General features: G+C 63.0%; 14 protein-coding genes. 2 read left to right on the forward strand and 12 right to left on the reverse strand.

Going from position 1 to position 16,724, the window contains the following annotated elements; genetic code table 11:
• The first annotated feature begins 93 nt into the window (after positions 1-93).
• Entirely contained in the window at positions 94-1,980 is a 1,887-nt protein-coding gene (gene estP / locus HU737_RS20275) for an esterase EstP (RefSeq protein WP_186552664.1), read from the forward strand.
• Between the two features lie 115 nt (positions 1,981-2,095).
• On the opposite strand, the gene trpE is transcribed toward estP, so the two are convergent.
• The 9 genes from trpE to HU737_RS20320 all read right to left on the reverse strand — a co-directional run bounded on the left by trpE (position 2,096) and on the right by HU737_RS20320 (position 13,013).
• Positions 2,096-3,577 (reverse strand): anthranilate synthase component I, encoded by a 1,482-nt coding sequence (gene trpE / locus HU737_RS20280; protein WP_186552665.1) that lies wholly within the window; start codon positions 3,575-3,577, stop codon positions 2,096-2,098.
• A gap of 70 nt (positions 3,578-3,647) precedes the next feature.
• Positions 3,648-4,466 carry a phosphoglycolate phosphatase gene (locus HU737_RS20285; RefSeq protein WP_186552666.1) on the reverse strand — a complete coding sequence of 273 codons (819 nt, stop codon included), beginning with the start codon at positions 4,464-4,466 and terminating at the stop codon, positions 3,648-3,650.
• The gene (gene rpe, locus HU737_RS20290) at positions 4,463-5,137 is read right to left on the reverse strand and encodes a ribulose-phosphate 3-epimerase (RefSeq protein ID WP_186552667.1); all 675 of its coding nucleotides are present in this window, start codon (positions 5,135-5,137) and stop codon (positions 4,463-4,465) included. Before rpe ends, HU737_RS20285 begins: the two co-directional genes overlap by 4 nt.
• A 207-nt stretch (positions 5,138-5,344) precedes the next feature.
• Positions 5,345-6,172, reverse strand: coding sequence for an ABC transporter permease (locus HU737_RS20295; protein ID WP_186552668.1), 828 nt, complete (start codon positions 6,170-6,172; stop codon positions 5,345-5,347).
• A gap of 11 nt (positions 6,173-6,183) precedes the next feature.
• Complete coding sequence (locus HU737_RS20300; protein WP_186552669.1) at positions 6,184-7,431, reverse strand: ABC transporter permease; 1,248 nt, start codon at positions 7,429-7,431, stop codon at positions 6,184-6,186.
• 63 nt (positions 7,432-7,494) lie between these two features.
• On the reverse strand, positions 7,495-8,529 hold the full coding sequence (locus HU737_RS20305; RefSeq protein WP_186552670.1) for an ABC transporter substrate-binding protein: 1,035 nt from the start codon (positions 8,527-8,529) through the stop codon (positions 7,495-7,497).
• A 40-nt stretch (positions 8,530-8,569) separates the two neighbouring features.
• Positions 8,570-9,694 (reverse strand): ABC transporter ATP-binding protein, encoded by a 1,125-nt coding sequence (locus tag HU737_RS20310; RefSeq protein ID WP_186552671.1) that lies wholly within the window; start codon positions 9,692-9,694, stop codon positions 8,570-8,572.
• A 291-nt stretch (positions 9,695-9,985) separates the two neighbouring features.
• Complete coding sequence (locus HU737_RS20315) at positions 9,986-10,615, reverse strand: response regulator (RefSeq protein WP_186552672.1); 630 nt, start codon at positions 10,613-10,615, stop codon at positions 9,986-9,988.
• Positions 10,616-10,625: 10 nt separating this feature from the next.
• Positions 10,626-13,013: a PAS domain-containing sensor histidine kinase gene (locus HU737_RS20320; protein ID WP_186552673.1), complete on the reverse strand. Its 2,388-nt coding sequence runs from the start codon at positions 13,011-13,013 to the stop codon at positions 10,626-10,628.
• Between the two features lie 95 nt (positions 13,014-13,108).
• Between HU737_RS20320 and HU737_RS20325 the strand changes: the two genes are divergently transcribed.
• Positions 13,109-14,104 (forward strand): alpha/beta hydrolase family protein, encoded by a 996-nt coding sequence (locus HU737_RS20325; protein ID WP_186552674.1) that lies wholly within the window; start codon positions 13,109-13,111, stop codon positions 14,102-14,104.
• 125 nt (positions 14,105-14,229) lie between these two features.
• Here HU737_RS20325 and HU737_RS20330 read toward each other — a convergent pair whose 3' ends face one another.
• The 3 genes from HU737_RS20330 to HU737_RS20340 are packed head-to-tail and all read right to left on the reverse strand — an operon-like array spanning position 14,230 to position 16,680.
• A complete protein-coding gene (locus HU737_RS20330) occupies positions 14,230-14,994 on the reverse strand; it encodes a TerB family tellurite resistance protein (RefSeq protein WP_186552675.1) in 765 nt (254 codons plus the stop codon).
• 1 nt (position 14,995) lies between these two features.
• Positions 14,996-15,667, reverse strand: a complete 672-nt coding sequence (gene murU / locus HU737_RS20335; RefSeq protein ID WP_186552676.1) for an N-acetylmuramate alpha-1-phosphate uridylyltransferase MurU — start codon at positions 15,665-15,667, stop codon at positions 14,996-14,998.
• Positions 15,664-16,680 (reverse strand): aminoglycoside phosphotransferase family protein, encoded by a 1,017-nt coding sequence (locus HU737_RS20340; RefSeq protein WP_186552677.1) that lies wholly within the window; start codon positions 16,678-16,680, stop codon positions 15,664-15,666. Before HU737_RS20340 ends, murU begins: the two co-directional genes overlap by 4 nt.
• Positions 16,681-16,724: the final 44 nt, after the last annotated feature.

Consider the following 16,724-nt stretch of genomic DNA (forward strand, 5'->3'; position numbering starts at 1 on the left):
ATATGGGGAAACGAATGGACTAGCCCTGCATGCCCTTGGTTTTGCTAAGGTCATTCACTTGTGTCGATAAAAACAATGAAAAGGACATCTACCATGCGCACTTCTCGCTTGTTGCGGTACTCCCTCTGCTCGCTCGCCCTGGCCTGCAGCCAGGCAATCGCCGCGCCTTCGCCCTACTCCACGCTGATCGTGTTTGGCGACAGTCTCAGTGACGCCGGGCAGTTCCCAGATCTCACCGGTGGCACCAACGGCATGCGCTTCACCAACCGCGATGCCAACGGCAACTACGCACCGGTATCGCCGATGATCCTTGGCGGGAGGCTGGGGATCGCACCCGACGACCTGAACCCTTCGACTTCGCTGGGCATTCGCCCCGATGGCAATAACTGGGCGGTGGGCGGTTACACCACTGAACAGATCCTCGACTCGATCACAGACACCTCAAAAACGGTGATCCCGCCGGGCAACCCGGGTGCCGGGCTCGTGCTGCGCGAACGGGATGGCTATCTGGCCAACGGTCTGCGCGCCGACCCAAATGCCTTGTATTACCTGACCGGCGGCGGCAATGACTTCCTCCAAGGGCTGGTCACCAGCCCCTCCGAGGCCGCCGTAGCCGGCACCCGCCTGGCCGCCAGTGCCCAGGCCCTGCAACAGGGAGGGGCTCGCTACATCATGGTCTGGCTGTTGCCCGATCTAGGCCAAACCCCAAACTTCAGCGGCACGCCCCAGCAAGGCCCACTGTCGCAGCTGTCGGGCGTATTCAATCAGGCACTGGTCAATCAGCTGAGCCAGATCGATGCCGAAATCATCCCGCTGAACATCCCCGTACTGCTCAGCGAGGCGCTGGCCAACCCAGCGCAATTTGGCTTGGCCACAGATCAAAACCTGGTAGCCAGCTGCTATAGCGGCAGCAGTTGCCAGAACCCGGTCTATGGCGAAAACGGCGCCAGCCCGGATCCGACCAAGCTGCTGTTCAACGACGCCGTACACCCGACCATCGCCGGTCAGCAACTGATTGCCGACTACGCCTATTCGATCATCTCTGCACCGTGGGAGCTGACCCTGCTACCCGAAATGGCCCACGCCAGCCTGCGTGCCCATCAAGACGAGTTGCGTAATCAATGGCAGACGCCCTGGCAAGCGGTCGGTCAGTGGCAGGCGATCGTTGCCACCGGCGCTCAGGATCTGGACTTCGATGACCAGCGCAGCAGCGCCAGTGGCGATGGCCGTGGCTATAACCTGACCGTGGGCGGCAGCTACCGGCTCGACGAGGCTTGGCGCCTGGGTGTAGCCGCTGGGGTCTATCGGCAGAAGCTGGAGGCCGGCGAACAGGATTCGGACTACAAGCTCGACAGTTACCTGGCCTCGGTGTTCGCCGAGTACCGGGCCAATCGTTGGTGGGCGGATGCGGCGCTGAGCGCCGGGCATCTGGACTACCGCGACCTCAAGCGCACGTTTGCCCTGGGGGTGAATGACCGCAGTGAAAAGGGTGATACCGATGGCGAGGCCTGGGCGGTGACCGGGCGCCTGGGCTACAACCTGGCAGCCGAGGCGAGTGCCTGGCAGCTTGCGCCGTTCATCAGCGCCGACTATGCGCGGGTCAAGGTGGATGGTTATGACGAGAACAGTGGTCGCTCGACTGCGCTGGGCTTCGATGATCAGGAACGCACCTCGCGCCGGCTCGGGGCGGGGTTGCAAGGCAGCTACCAGTTCGCGCCTTCGACGCGCGTGTTTGCCGAAGTCGCTCGCGAGCATGAGTTCGAGGATGACCAGCAAGATGTGACGATGCATTTGACCAGTCTGCCGGCGAACGACTTCACCCTGACCGGCTATACCCCGCAGAACAATCTGACGCGGGCCAGCTTAGGACTGTCGCATGAGCTGACAGCGGGGGTGCATGTGCGTGGGAACTACAACTGGCGCAAGAGTGATGAGTTGACTCAGCAGGGGGTGAGCCTGGCTGTGAGTCTGGACTTTTGAGATGTTGGGGCTGCTGTGCAGCCCTTCGCGGGCAAGCCCGCTCCTACAGGAATAGCGCCGCTCTGAAGGGCGGCGCCGAACCGACGCGAAGGGCTGCTGTGCAGCCCCAAAATAATCAGCCTTGCGGGGTTTGCTCGGCCAAGGCCACCGCGCGGAACATGGCGCGGCGTTTGTTGATGGTCTCTTCCCACTCCAGCGCCGGCACCGAGTCAGCCACGATACCGCCGCCGGCCTGCACGTGCAGCTCGCCATCCTTGATCACCGCGGTGCGGATAGCGATCGCGGTGTCCATGTTGCCGTTCCAGGCAAAGTAGCCGACCGCCCCACCATAGACGCCGCGTTTGACCGGCTCCAGCTCGTCGATGATCTCCATCGCACGAATCTTCGGCGCACCCGACAAAGTTCCGGCCGGCAGAATGGCCCGCAGCGCATCCATCGCCGTCAGGCCTTCACGCAGCTGGCCGGTCACGTTGGAAACGATGTGCATGACGTTGGAATAACGCTCGATCACCATCTTCTCGGTCAGGCGTACGCTGCCTGTCGAAGACACCCGACCGACATCGTTGCGGCCCAGGTCGATCAGCATCAGGTGTTCGGCGATCTCTTTATCATCACTGAGCAGGTCCTCCTCGAGCGCCCGGTCCGCTTCTTCGGTAGCACCACGCGGGCGGGTCCCTGCGATCGGCCGTACCGTGACCAGGTTATCTTCGACCCGCACCAGCACCTCCGGCGAGCTGCCCACCACATGGAAGTCGCCAAAGTTGAAGAAGTACATGTAAGGCGTCGGGTTGAAGCAGCGCAGCGCGCGGTACAGATCGATTGGCGCGGCCTTGAAGTCGATCGACATACGCTGCGACGGCACTACCTGCATGCAGTCACCGGCCAGGATGTATTCCTTGACGGTGTCGACCGCACGCTCGTAGTCAGCCTGGGTAAAGCTTGAGCGGAACGCAGGCTCGGCCGCCATTGGCCCGCTCAGGTCCAGGCCGCGACGTGGAGTGATCGGCTCACGCAGTTTGGCCAAGAGGCCTTGCAGGCGCGCTTGGCCTTGCTCGAAGGCCTGCTCTTCGGAGGGGTCGACCAAGACGATGGCGTGCATCTTGCCAGCCAAATTGTCGAACACCACCACCGCATCCGAGACCATCAGGAGAATGTCTGGCACACCCAGCGGATCCGGGTTGGGGCAGGCGCCCAGGCGCTTTTCCACATAACGCACGCAGTCATAGCCAAAGTAGCCAACCAGGCCGCCGTTGAAGCGTGGCAGGCCCGGGATGTCAGCGACTTTGTAGCGGTCCTTGAAGGTTTCGACGAAGGCCAGCGGGTCTTCCACCTCATGGCTTTCCACCTGCTCGCCATCCTGCAGGATGCTCACGTGGTAGCCATGCACGCGCATCACGGTGCGCGATGGCAGGCCAATCATCGAATAACGGCCCCACTTCTCGCCGCCCTGAACCGACTCGAGCAGGTAGGAGTTGGCCTGGTCAGCCAGTTTCAGGTAGATCGACAGCGGGGTGTCGAAGTCGGCCAGGGTTTCGCAGGCCAGGGGAATGCGGTTGTAGCCGGCAGCAGCCAGGCGCAGGAATTCTTCGCGGGTCATGAGTAGCCTCGGAGCAAGCAGCAATGGGGTCGGGCAAACGGACGTGCCGGCAGGGGCCGGCGGGCAGAAGTCAGACGCGCCAACGCCAACGGGCCAGGGCCTTGATGACTTTCATCCAGAATTTGCCAGTAACCGCCACGGTGGACTCTCTGTCTTGTGAGGCTTGAAGGTCCGCCAACGTTATCCCAGTGTCGGTGACTACGCAACCAGGCAACAGGGCACGCAGATCATCGATCACCAGGCTCGGGGTTTCTTCATGGATCGGTCGGCCATGGTTGTAGCCGTAGCTCAGCCCGACACACTTCACCCCGGCAGCCTTGGCCGCCAGGACATCGCTGCGCGAGTCACCGACGAACAGCGCTTGCCCAGGCTCGACCCCGGCCATTTTCATCACGAACAGCAAGGCGGCCGGATCAGGCTTTTTCTGTGGCAGGGTGTCGCCACCGATGATCCAGCGAAAATAGCGGCCGATCTTCATCTGATCGAGCAACGGCGCGACGAAGCGCTCCGGCTTGTTGGTGATCAGCGCCATCTCCACCCCCTGCTTGCGCAGCCAGCGCAGGGTGTCGCGCACACCAGGATAAACCACGGTCAGTTCATGGCTTTGGGCGTAAGCCTCCATGAACAAGGCCAGGCCCTGTTCAGCCAGCTGATCGTCTACCTGTTCATGTTCAAGACCGCCGGCCAGGGCACGGCGGACCAGAACCTGAGCACCATTGCCGACCCAGTGGCGTACCGCCTCAAGGCCAGCGGGCGGGCGACCCAGTTCGAGCAGCATGCGGTCGACGGCTGCGGCCAGGTCGGGGACTGAATCGATCAACGTGCCATCCAGATCGAACATCACCAGCCTGGGCAGCGTCCCCGGGAACAGCTGCTCGAAGCCACTCATGGGCGGGCCAAGGCCATTTCGGCGCGCATCTTGGCGATCACTTCCTGGTAGTCCGGGGCATTGAAGATCGCCGAGCCGGCAACGAAGGTATCAGCGCCAGCGGCGGTGATCTCGCGGATGTTGTTGACGTTGACGCCGCCATCGATCTCCAGGCGGATATCGCGGCCACTGGCGTCGATCAGCGCACGCGCTTCACGCAGCTTGTCGAGGGTGCCGGGGATGAACTTCTGGCCGCCGAAGCCTGGGTTGACGCTCATCAGCAGGACCATGTCGATCTTGTCCATCACGTACTTCAATGCATCCAGGCCAGTGGCCGGGTTGAACACCAGGCCAGCCTTGCAACCGCCATCGCGGATCAACTGCAGCGAGCGGTCGATGTGCGTGGTGGCCTCTGGGTGGAAGGTGATGTAGGTCGCGCCGGCTTCGATGAAGTCGCCGATGATCCGGTCGACTGGGCTGACCATCAGGTGCACGTCGATTGGCGCGGTCACGCCGTACTTGCGCAAGGCGCTGCAGACCATCGGGCCGATGGTCAGGTTGGGGACGTAATGGTTGTCCATGACATCGAAGTGAACGATGTCGGCCCCGGCGGCCAGCACCTTGTCGACGTCCTCACCCAGACGGGCGAAATCGGCGGAAAGAATGGAGGGGGCAATAGCGTAGGGCTGCATGGCGCACCTGTTGGCAGAATCACGGTGGCGCGCATTGTAACTCAGGGAAATCGATACGGGCTGATTGGTATCAATCCGTGTCGACGAGTTGGCGCAAGATCCGACAGCGGGGGCATCACTAGGGGATACGTGGGAGCGGGCTTGCCCCGCGATAGCGATTGCGAATACTCGATCGCTATCGCGGGGCAAGCCCGCTCCCACGGAGGTTTAGCTGGGCTGTTGAGTACGCAGCTTCTCACTACGCCCACGCAACCATTCCAGGGTCAGCAGCAAAATCACCGAGAACGCGATCAGCAACGTCGCCGCTGCGGCAATGGTCGGGCTGAGGTTTTCGCGAATGCCGCTGAACATCTGCCGCGGCAAGGTCGCCTGCTCGGGCCCGGCCAGGAACAGCGTCACTACCACTTCATCGAACGAGGTGGCAAAGGCGAACAACGCGCCGGAGATCACCCCCGGGGCAATCAGAGGCAAGGTCACCCGCCGAAACGCCGTCAGTGGCGACGCCCCCAGGCTGGCTGCGGCCCGCACCAGGTTGTAGTTAAAGCCTTGCAAGGTCGCCGACACGGTGATGATGACGAAGGGCACACCCAGCACCGCATGCACCAGAATCAGCGAGATGAAGCTGTTGCCCATCCCCAGCGGGGCGAAGAACAAGTAGCTGGCCACGCCAATGATCACCACCGGCACCACCATCGGCGAGATCACCAGCGCCATCACCAACGATTTGCCGGGGAAGTCGCCGCGAGTCAGGCCAATCGCCGCCAGGGTGCCGAACACCATGGCCAGCACGGTCGCCGCCGGGGCGACGATGATGCTGTTCTTCAACGCCCGCATCCACTCGGCCGAGGCGAAGAAGTCGTGGTACCACTGCAGCGAGAAGCCCTGCAAGGGATAGACCAGGAAACTGCCGCTGTTGAATGACAGCGGGATGATCACCAACACCGGCAGCACCAGGAACAACAGGATCAAGCCGCAGAGAATCCGCAGGCTGTAGAACCAGACCCGCTCCACGGGCGACATGTATGGACTCAGCATGACAAGGCTCCTCAGCTCAAGCGCAGGCGGCTAGCGCCCACCAGCCAGCTATAGATCAGGTACAACAGCACGGTCGCCAGCAGCAACAGCCCGCCCAACGCAGTGGCCATGCCCCAGTTGATGCTGGTGTTGGTATAGAAGGCGACGAAATAGCTGACCATCTGGTCGTTCGGGCTGCCCAGCAACGCCGGGGTGATGTAGTAGCCGATGGCCAGGATGAACACCAACAAGCAGCCAGCGCCCACGCCAGCGTAGGTCTGCGGGAAGTACACCCGCCAGAAACTGGCGAACGGATGGCAACCCAGCGAGATTGCGGCGCGCATATAGCTCGGCGAGATGCCCTTCATCACGCTGTACAGCGGCAGGATCATGAACGGCAGCAGGATGTGCACCATCGAGATGTACACACCTGTGCGGTTGAACACCAACTCCAGCGGCTCATCGATGATGCCCATGGCCATCAGCGCACTGTTGATCAATCCACCCGACTGCAACAGCACGATCCAGGCCGCGACCCGCACCAGGATCGAGGTCCAGAACGGCAACAGCACCAGGATCATCAACAAGTTGCTCTGCCGGGTTGGCAGGTTGGCTAGCAGATAAGCCAACGGGTAGGCCAACAACAAGCAGATAACAGTGATCACCACACCCATCCACAGGGTGCGGGCGAAAATATCCAGGTAGATCGCCTGGTCTGGCGTGGCCTTGGCCAGCTCACCCAGGTCATCGATACGATGGTCGACCGAGGCCAGCAAGTAATACGGGGTGACGGTGCTGGTATTGCGGCGGATCGCCTGCCAATAGGCCGGATCGCCCCAACGCTCATCGAGGGTTTGCAGTGCTTCTTTATAAGAGCCAGGTTCAGTCTTCAACGGCAGCGCCCGCGCAGTCTTCGACAGCAGGCTGCGATAACCGGCCAGCTCCATGTTCAAGCGTTTGGACAGATCGCCCAGGGTCTGGTTCTTGCGCGCCTCGGGCAGGTCCAGGCTCAGCGCCTTGTAGACCTCTTCGCCCGGTAGGCTTTTGCCATCCCACTGCTCGATCGCCTCGACGGTCCGCGGCAGGCCGGCGACCACCTCGGGGTTGCCGACGCTTTTGTACAACAGCGCCGCGATCGGCACCAGGAACACCAGCAGCAGGAACAGCGCCAGCGGCGCGATCAACGCCTGGGCCTTCCAGCGGTTGACCCGCTCGGCATGCTTGAGGCGCTGTTTCAGGTTTGGACCTGCGCCTTCTTTAAGGGGCACTGCAATGGCCATGGCGAACTCCGAAAATCTGGGAAACAGGGAGCGCCGGAGATGCCCGGCGCTCCGATGGCGCAGTTACTTCTTCGCAGCCCAAGCGTTGAAGCGTTGCTCCAGTTGCTCGCTGTTGTCGGCCCAGAAGGCCACGTCGATCTGCACCTGGTTGGCGATGTTCTCAGGCGTGGTCGGCATGTCTTTCTTCACGGCATCGGCCAGCAGCGGTACGGCCTTGGAGTTGGCCGGGCCGTAGGCGATGTTTTCCGAATAGGTCTTCTGCTGCTCGGGCTGCACGGTGTAGGCGATGAACTTCTTCGCCTCTTCCACGTCCTTGGCGCCTTTGGGGATGGCCCAGGCGTCGAAGTCGTAGATGCCGCCGTTCCACACCACTTTGAGGTTGCTCTCTTTCTGTACCGCGGCGATCCGGCCGTTGTAGGCCGAGCTCATGACCACGTCACCCGAGGCCAGGTACTGTGGCGGCTGGGCGCCGGCTTCCCACCACTGAATGCTCGGCTTGAGCTCGTCGAGTTTCTTGAAGGCGCGGTCTACACCCTCTTTGGTCGCGAGCACCTTGTACACGTCCTTGGGCGCGACGCCGTCAGCCATCAGGGCGAATTCCAGGGTGTATTTGGCGCCCTTGCGCAGGCCACGCTTGCCCGGGAACTGCTTGGTGTCCCAGAAATCGGCCCAGCTGGTAGGTGCGGTCTTGAGCTTGTCGGCGTTGTACGCCAGGACCGTGGACCAGACGAAGAAGCCCACGCCGCATGGCTGGATGGCGCCTGGCACGTAGTCGGCCTCGTCACCGAACAGCGCCGGGTCGAGCTCTTCGAACATGCCCTCGTCGCAACCACGGGCCAGCTCCGGCGACTCGACCTCGACCAGGTTCCACGACACGCTCTTGGTGTCGACCATGGCTTTGACCTTGGCCATCTCGCCGTTGTACTCGCCAGCGACGATCTTGCCCTTGCCAGCCTTCTCCCACGGCTCGTAGAACGCCTTGACCTGGGCGGCCTTGTTGGCCCCGCCGAACGACACCACGGTCAAGTCCGCGGCCAGGGCATGGCCTGCGGCGAACAGGCCGAGGGCCAGGGCGGTCAGTTTCAACTGCTTGCGCATTATTATTCTCTCCACAGTACAGGGTTGGTTAAGCGAACCATCAGTGGGCTTCGGCAATCGGGTCGAGCGCGCGAGCGTGCTCGACCTCCCAGCCAAGCGGTACCACATCGCCCACGGCCAGGGCCGGGTCGAGTTCGGCAATCGGCTGCTTCACGAAGAAGTCGCCTTTGCCGCAGACTTCCAGGCGCACCCGTACGTGGTCGCCCAGGTAGATGAACTCGGCCACCCGCCCGGAGAAACGGTTGACGCAGCTTTCACTGTGGCCATTGAGCCGTACGCGCTCGGGGCGGATCGACAAGGTCACCGGATCGCCCGCCTCGCCAACGTTGACCGCCAGCGCCTCGACCCGCTCGCCACGCGCCAGCTGCACCTGGCAACGCTCGCCATTGCGCGCCAGCAGGGTGCCGTTGAGGCGGTTGTTCTCGCCGATGAAGTTGGCGACGAAGGTGTTGCGCGGCTCTTCATAGAGGGTGCGCGGGTCGGCGATCTGCTGGATTTCACCTTGATGGAACACCGCCACACGGTCGGACATGGTCAACGCTTCGCCCTGGTCGTGGGTCACGTACACCACGGTTACGCCAAGGCGCTGGTGGATGTGCTTGATCTCCATCTGCATGTGTTCGCGCAGCTGCTTGTCGAGGGCGCCGAGTGGCTCGTCCATCAGCACCAGCTGCGGCTCGAACACCAGCGCACGGGCCAGGGCCACCCGCTGTTGCTGGCCACCGGAGAGCTGGCCTGGGTAGCGCTTGGCGAAGGCATCGAGCTGGACCATGCCGAGCACGCGCTTGACCCGCTCGCTGATGTCGGTCTTGCTCAGGTTGCGCACGCTCAAGGGGAAGGCCAGGTTCTCGGCCACGGTCATATGCGGGAACAGCGCGTAGTTCTGGAACACCATGCCAATGTCGCGCTTGTGCGGCGGCACGTTGTTGATCGAGCGACCCGCCAGCTGGATCTCGCCAGCGGTGGGCGTTTCGAAGCCGGCCAGCATCATCAGGCTGGTGGTCTTGCCCGAACCGGAAGGGCCCAGCAAGGTGAGGAACTCGCCCTTGCGGATGTCCAGGTTGAGGTCTTTGACGATCAGCGATTCGCCGTCGTAGCTCTTCTGCACACCACGGAAACTGACCAGCGTCTCGCTGGTGGCAGCGTTCGAATTCGCCTCGCTCATGCCTGCACCTTCTTGTTGGATGACTGCGTGAGTGAAGGTTAGAGAAGGCGCAAGTGCCCGCAAATCGGGGGTGCTGAGAGAATGCCATCATCCAGTTGGAAGATTGCGTGTAGGGATTGCCCTACAAGGCTGACGCCCACAGATAAATCAATCGCTAAGTGGGAGCGGGCTTGCCCTGCGATAACGCCGGCGCAGCCTCCTCTATTGCCTGGCTTTGCGCCATCACGGGGCAAGCCCGCTCCTACGGGTATGGGGCGAGCCGGGAACCTGGCCATGTCGCAAGCAGAACACTCACACCAACTTGTGCTCCATGGCGTACTTGACCAGCTCGGCCAGCGAGTTGACCTTGAGCTTCTGCATCAGTCGCGCCTTGTGGGTGCTGATGGTCTTGCTCGACAGCGCCAGTTGCTGGGCGATGTCGTTGACGTTGGCGCCTTGGGCGAGGCGCTCGAAGACCGAGAACTCACGTTCCGAAAGCAAGGTATGCAGCGGCCGGGTCTCGGTCAGGCCAACCTCGAAGACCATCCGGTCGGCCAGCGATGGGTCGATATAGCGCGCGCCTCCGGCTACCCGGCGAATAGCGGTGAGCAACAGCGCCGGATCGCTGTCCTTGGTGGCATAGCCAGCGGCGCCCGCTTTCAAGGCGCGGGCGGCCATCTGCGCTTCATCATGCATCGACAACATCAGGATCGCTGGCGGGTTGTTCAACGCGCGAATCCGCGGGATCGCCTCCAAGCCATTAACCCCAGGCATGGAGATATCCAGCAATACCACTTCACAAGGGGTGTGGCGCAGGGTCTCGAGCAGTTGCTCGCCATTGCCGGCCTCCCCCGCCACCTGCATGTCCTTGGCCAGGCCGATCAGCTGCTTGATGCCTTCACGAACTATGGTGTGGTCTTCGGCCACCAGCACTCGAATCACGCTTACTCTCCTAATCCAGAGGAATGCTCACACTCAGGCTACTGCCTTCACCCGGCTCACTGTCCAGAGTCATGCTGCCGCCAAGCATCAGGACCCGCTCGCGCATCCCCACCAGGCCAAAGGACGTCGGCCTGGCCTGATCGGTGCAAAAACCCACCCCATCATCGATGACGCTCATGCGCAGTACGTCATGCTCGTGCACCAGTTCGATCTGCACGGTATGAGCCTGAGCGTGGCGCATCACGTTGGTCAATGCCTCCTGAAGGATGCGAAATAACCCCGTGGCCTTGGCGTCACTCAATGCAGGCAGATGCTCCGGCACTTGCACCAGGCAAGGAATCTGCGTGCGCGCCTCGAAACGCCGCGCCTGCCATTCAATGGCCGAAGCGATGCCCGCATCCAGGATCGGCGGACGCAGCGCGGTGGCCACGTCACGCACCAGTTGGAACAGCTGGGCGATCAGGCGCTTCATGCTGGTCAGGCGTTCGTTGAGCCCAGGGTCGAGTTCGGCATAGGCCAGCTCGCACATCGACACCTCAAGCTTTAGCACGGTGAGCATCTGCCCCAGCTCATCGTGTACCTCTCGGGCGATACGCGCTTTCTCTTCCTCGCGCACGCTTTCCAGGTGCGCCGACAACTCGCGCAGCTGCCCTTGAGATTGCGCCAGGGCCAGCTCGGCCCGCTTGCTCTGGGTGATGTCCCAGACCACGCCGTCCCACACCACCCGGCCATCGGCCAGGCGCCGGGTACTGGCCTTGATATCGGCCCAGCGCTGCTCGCCCTGGCGGGTGAGGATGCGCCCCTGCCAGGACCAGTCCTGATTATTGGCCAGGGCCAGGTCCTGGACGCGGTGATAGTCGGCGCGGTCCTGCGGATGGACCAAGTTGCGCAGGCCCATCTCAGGGTGCTGGATCGCCGCCGGCGCGTAGCCCACCAACGCCTCGCTGCCTTCACTGATGTAGGGAAACTCCAAATCGCCCTCGGCCGGATCACGCTCCAGGCGGAACACCAGCCCCGGCACGTTGCCAGCGATGCCCTTGAGCCGCGCCTCGCTTTCGCGCAGGGCGGCCAGGGCACGGCGGCGCTCGGTAACATCGGTGAGGAACACCACCAGGTACTCGGCATCGCGAAAACGCAGAAAGCTCAGCGACAGGTCGACCGGCAGCAGGCTGCCGTCGGCGCGCAGGCACTGGCTTTCGAACTGCTGGGCGCCGCCATCACCGGTGCGGGCACGCTTCCACAGTTCAAGCCAGCGATCCATTTGCAGATTCGGCTCGAAATCGATCAACGGCCGCTCGAGCAGTTCGCCTTCGCCATACCCCAGCATGCGTTCTGCGGCATGGTTGGCGTAGCGCACATGACTGTCCCAATTGACCCAGAGAATGCCCACGGTGCTCTGGTCGATGGAGAACTGGCTCAAACGCAGCGCTTCTTCCCGCGCCTGGCGTTCATGCAGGTTATCCCTGGCCGCCAGCAGGCTGCGCTCCAACTGCCGCTGCTGGCGACGCTGCCAGACCAGCGTGGCGATGGCGCACAGCAGCAGCATGCCGAACAGCAGCGCCAAATTCTGCCAGAAGCCTGTGCTGTCACTCAGGCGCGGATACTTCGGTTGCAGCCAGCGCTGGTGCAACTGCTCCAGCTCTTTGGCTGGCATGGCCTGTAGACCGCGCTCCAGCACATCGGCCAGTAACGGCCAATCACGCCTGGAGCCAACCCGCAGCAACTGTGGCAGGCCGATATCGCCGACCACCGCCAGATCACTGAACTCACTCTCGCGCGACAACCGGCTGAGCTGGGCCTCGTCCAACACGGCATAGCTCGCCTGCCCGCCCAGCAGCAACTGCAGGGCCTGGCGTTCGTTAGGTACACCCTGCAGGTTGAGGTTGGCGTAGTTGCCCCGCAGGTAATCGGCCAGGGCGCTGGGCATGCGCACCGCAACCCGCTCACCCGCGCCAAGTTTTTCAAGCTCGACCGCCACCGCGCCGGTACGCGGGCCGACCATCAATTGCGGGACGCGCATGTAGGGATCGCTGAACAACCACAAGCGCAGACTGGCTGGGGTTTGCGTAAGGCCTGGGGCGAAATCGATCTCACCGGCCTGCAGCGCATGCTCCAGCGCCGCTTGGTCGGCGAAGTTGCGCCAGGTCAGATCCAGGCGCAGCGCCTGGGCCAGCCAGTTGACCAACTCGACATTGGCCCCATATAGCTGCTGCAGGCGCCGGTCGAACTGCGCGTACGGCGCTTGCAGCACCAGGCCAACACGTAGGCTGCGATGCTCTTCCAGCCATTGCTGCTGGTCCGGTTCCAGCGCCACCGTCGGCGCAGGCGTGGGCCTGGCCAAAGCGATCAAGGGCAGGCACAAGCAGCCGATAACCAACAGGCGACGCATTCGCTTCATCTCTACGCTCGTCTTGGCAAGCGCGGCCATCACTCGTGGCCGTCGCGGACAAATACTATTAGGCTGCCGGTATCATTCTGGCCTTGGGTTGATTCATGTTGACACTTTATCGCACGACGCTGGCAATGTTCTGCCTGGCCTCGATCCTACCGCTGGGCGCACAGGCCGAAGACGCCGAGAAGGCCGCACCGGCCGCTGAAGCTGCCGCCCCCAGCCCGCGCGCTGCGCTGCTCGAACGTAGCCAGGAAGATGCCCAGGCGCTCGAACGCCGGGTGGCCAAAGCTGAGCAACAAACGTTGCAGGCCGGTAACGAGAGCTTCCTGGCATTGTGGAAACCGGCCAACGACAGCGACCCTAAAGGTGCGCTGATCATCGTGCCGGGCGCTGGAGAAAATGCCGATTGGCCAACCACGGTCGGCCCTCTGCGAAGCAAATTCCCTGATGCGGGCTGGCACACCCTGAGCGTGAGTCTGCCGGACTTGCTCGCTGACAGCCCCCAGGCGCGCGTCGAGAGCACGCCTGCGCCGCAGCCTGAGAAAGGCACTGGCGAAAGCGCTCCAGCCAAGGACACCCCTGCAGATGCCAATGCCAATGTCGCCCAGGCCACCGCGCCCGAGGCCGATACCGCGCAGAGCACCGATGCCGTCGAGGCCAGCGAACACAACGATCAGGCCGACGCCGAGCGGATCTTTGCCCGGCTGGACGCGGCCGTGGCCTATGCCCAGGAGCAGAAAGCCCGCAGCATCGTGCTGTTAGGTAATGGCAGCGGCGCCTATTGGGCGGCGCGCTACCTGAGCGAAAAGCAACCGCCGCAGGTGCAGAAGCTGGTGATGGTCGCGGCGCAGACCCCGGCCCGGGTGGAGCATGACCTGGAGAGCCTGACGCCGACGCTCAAGGTGCCAGCCGCCGATCTCTATTACGCCACCCGTACTGGCGATCGGCACGCAGCCCAATTGCGCTTGCAAGCCAGCAAGCGGCAGAAGGACAGTCAATATCGGCAGTTGTCGCTGATTGCCATGCCAGGCAACAAGACCGCAGAGCAAGAGCAGCTGTTCCGGCGGGTTCGAGGATGGCTGTCGCCGCAGGAGTAACCTGGCGGATTCAATGGCCTCATCGCGGGGCAAGCCCGCTCCCACGCCGAATTTTCTATACGGGGGGGCGTGGGAGCGAGCTTGCCCCGCGATAAGGCCAGCAGCGACCACCTCACACCCAGGCCCTACAACCCTCGACGCTTGCGAATCAACGCATAGGCCTGATGCAGCTCCCGGGTTTTCTCGGTCGCCTCACGCACCTGCGCCTCACTGGCGCCATTGCCCACCAACTTGTCAGGATGGTGCCGGCTCAGCAGGCGCCGATAAGCCTGTTTGACCTTGTCCCCCGCGGTATCCGCCTCAACCCCGAGCAGGCGCAACGCCGCCGCATAGGTCAAGGTCGCGCCCTCGGCGGTGGTCTTGCGCGGTTCGTACTCCAGCGACAGCGCTTGCGCCTGGCGCCGACTCAGCCCCAGCTGTTGCCCCCAAGTCAAGACCAGATCACGCTCCTGGCGCCCGGCCTTGCCATCGGCCCACACCATCCGCCAGCACGCACGCAGCGTACCTTCTGCGGCATGTGGCTGCTGCTTGATGCGGTGCAGATAGCGGCCTAGCCGGTCCTTGCCGGACTTGCCACGATTGAATGCGGCAATCGCCCGCAATCGGGCTGGCTCGGCCATGTCCAGCCGCGCCATCTCCTGACGCGCCTGCTGGATATGCCCGTCCGCTACCCGGCCATCGCTCTTGGCCAGCCGCCCGAGCAGCACGAACAACAGCTCTTCATCGCGCAGCGCCGGGCGCCCGCCCAGGCGCTCGCGCACATCCTCCCAACCGCGCAGCCGCAGGCGTCGGTCCATGGCCTGACCTAGCAAGGCGCCCAGCAATGCGCCAGGGATACTGGCCACTGCAAAGCCCGCTCCAGCACCAATCACTGTGCTCGGCCACCACATGTCAGGCGCGCTCGCCAATCAAGCGCTCAACCTCGGCCAAGCGCTCCAGGGTGCCAACGTCGACCCAGAGGCCGCCATGACGTTCACCGGTTACCTTGCCCTGGGCCATCGCTTGACGAAGCAACGGCGCCAGTTTGAAAGCACCAGGCTGGCAACCTGCGAACAACGCCGGATCCAGCACCGAGATGCCGCTGAAGGTCAGCGTCCCCGGGGCATCGTCGCCATCGACCACCTGCGCGCCCTGCAAACGGAAGTCGCCCCGGCCGTGGTGCCCTGGGTTGTCGACCAGCACCAGATGAGCCAAACCCTCGAGCGGTTTATTCAACTGGCGAAAATCGTAGTCGCTCCAGACATCGCCGTTGACCAACAGAAACGGCGCCTCGCCCAGCATTGGCAGCGCCTTGAAGATTCCGCCACCGGTCTCCAGCGGCTCGCCTTCGGCCGAATAGCGGATGGTCAAGCCAAAGCGGCTGCCATCGCCCAGGTGATCTTCGATCTGCTGCCCCAGCCAGGCGTGGTTGATCACCACTTCGCTGACACCGGCTGCAGCCAGGGCGCGCAGGTGATACTCGATCAGCGGCTGTCCAGCCACCGGCACCAGTGGTTTTGGAGTGTGCAGGGTCAGCGGGCGCATGCGCTCACCCTTGCCCGCCGCCAGGATCATTGCCTTCATGGACGAGCTGCCTTCAGTTCAGCGATCAGTGCACCCAGCTCAGCCAATTCCGGCCGGCGGCCGATCACTTCATCTATATAGGCGAAGAAACGCGGAACGTCGCCGAGGTAACGCGGCTTGCCGTCGCGGTGGCAGATGCGCGCGAAGATACCGATCACCTTGAGGTGACGCTGCACGCCCATCAGGTCGCTGGCGCGGTGAAATGCCTCGAAATCGGATTGCACTGGAATGCCAGCGACCCGCGCCTTCTCCCAGTAATCACCCAACCAACCCTCTACCCGCGCCTGCGGCCAGCTGAGGAAAGCATCCTTGAACAGGCAGGTAATGTCGTAGGTGACTGGGCCGTAGACCGCATCCTGGAAGTCCAGCACGCCAGGATTGGGCTCGCTGTGCATCAGGTTGCGCGGCATGTAGTCGCGGTGCACCAGCACCTTGGGCTGGGCCAACGCGCTGTCGATCAACAACTGGCTGACGCGCTGCCAGGTAGCTAGCTGCGTTGCAGTCAGGGCGACACCGAGCTCGCGGCCGACGTACCACTCTGGGAACAGCTCCAGCTCACGGCGCAGCAAGGCATCGTCATAGCTGGGCAGCGGCGCGGTCATGGGCAGGCGCTGCAAGGCCAACAGGGCGTCGATGGCATCGGCGAACAGGCCATCGGCATTCTCAGAGTTAATAATGTCCAGGTATGTCTGGTGGCCGAGATCGCCGAGCAACAGGAAGCCGCGCTCCAGGTCCTGGGCATGAATCAGCGGCACATGCACATCGGCGCTGGCCAACAAGTGATCGATCTCGACGAAGGGACGGCAGTTTTCCTGCGGTGGCGGTGCATCCATGACCACAAAGCTGCGATTGGCGCCCTGCCAGCGGAAATAACGACGGAAGCTCGCGTCACTGCTGGCGGCGGTTAGAGTACCTTCGGGCAGCTCGCCCCAGCCGTTTATCTGGAACAGGGCGAGCAGTTGCTGTTTGAGCCAGTCTTTGAGTAGTTCAAGGCGTAGATCATGATCGGGCATTACAAGGGTCTCCGACGGCCCTAGCCGTCAAGCGGGTCATGCTT

Source organism: Pseudomonas urmiensis (assembly GCF_014268815.2).
Lineage (GTDB): Bacteria > Pseudomonadota > Gammaproteobacteria > Pseudomonadales > Pseudomonadaceae > Aquipseudomonas > Aquipseudomonas urmiensis.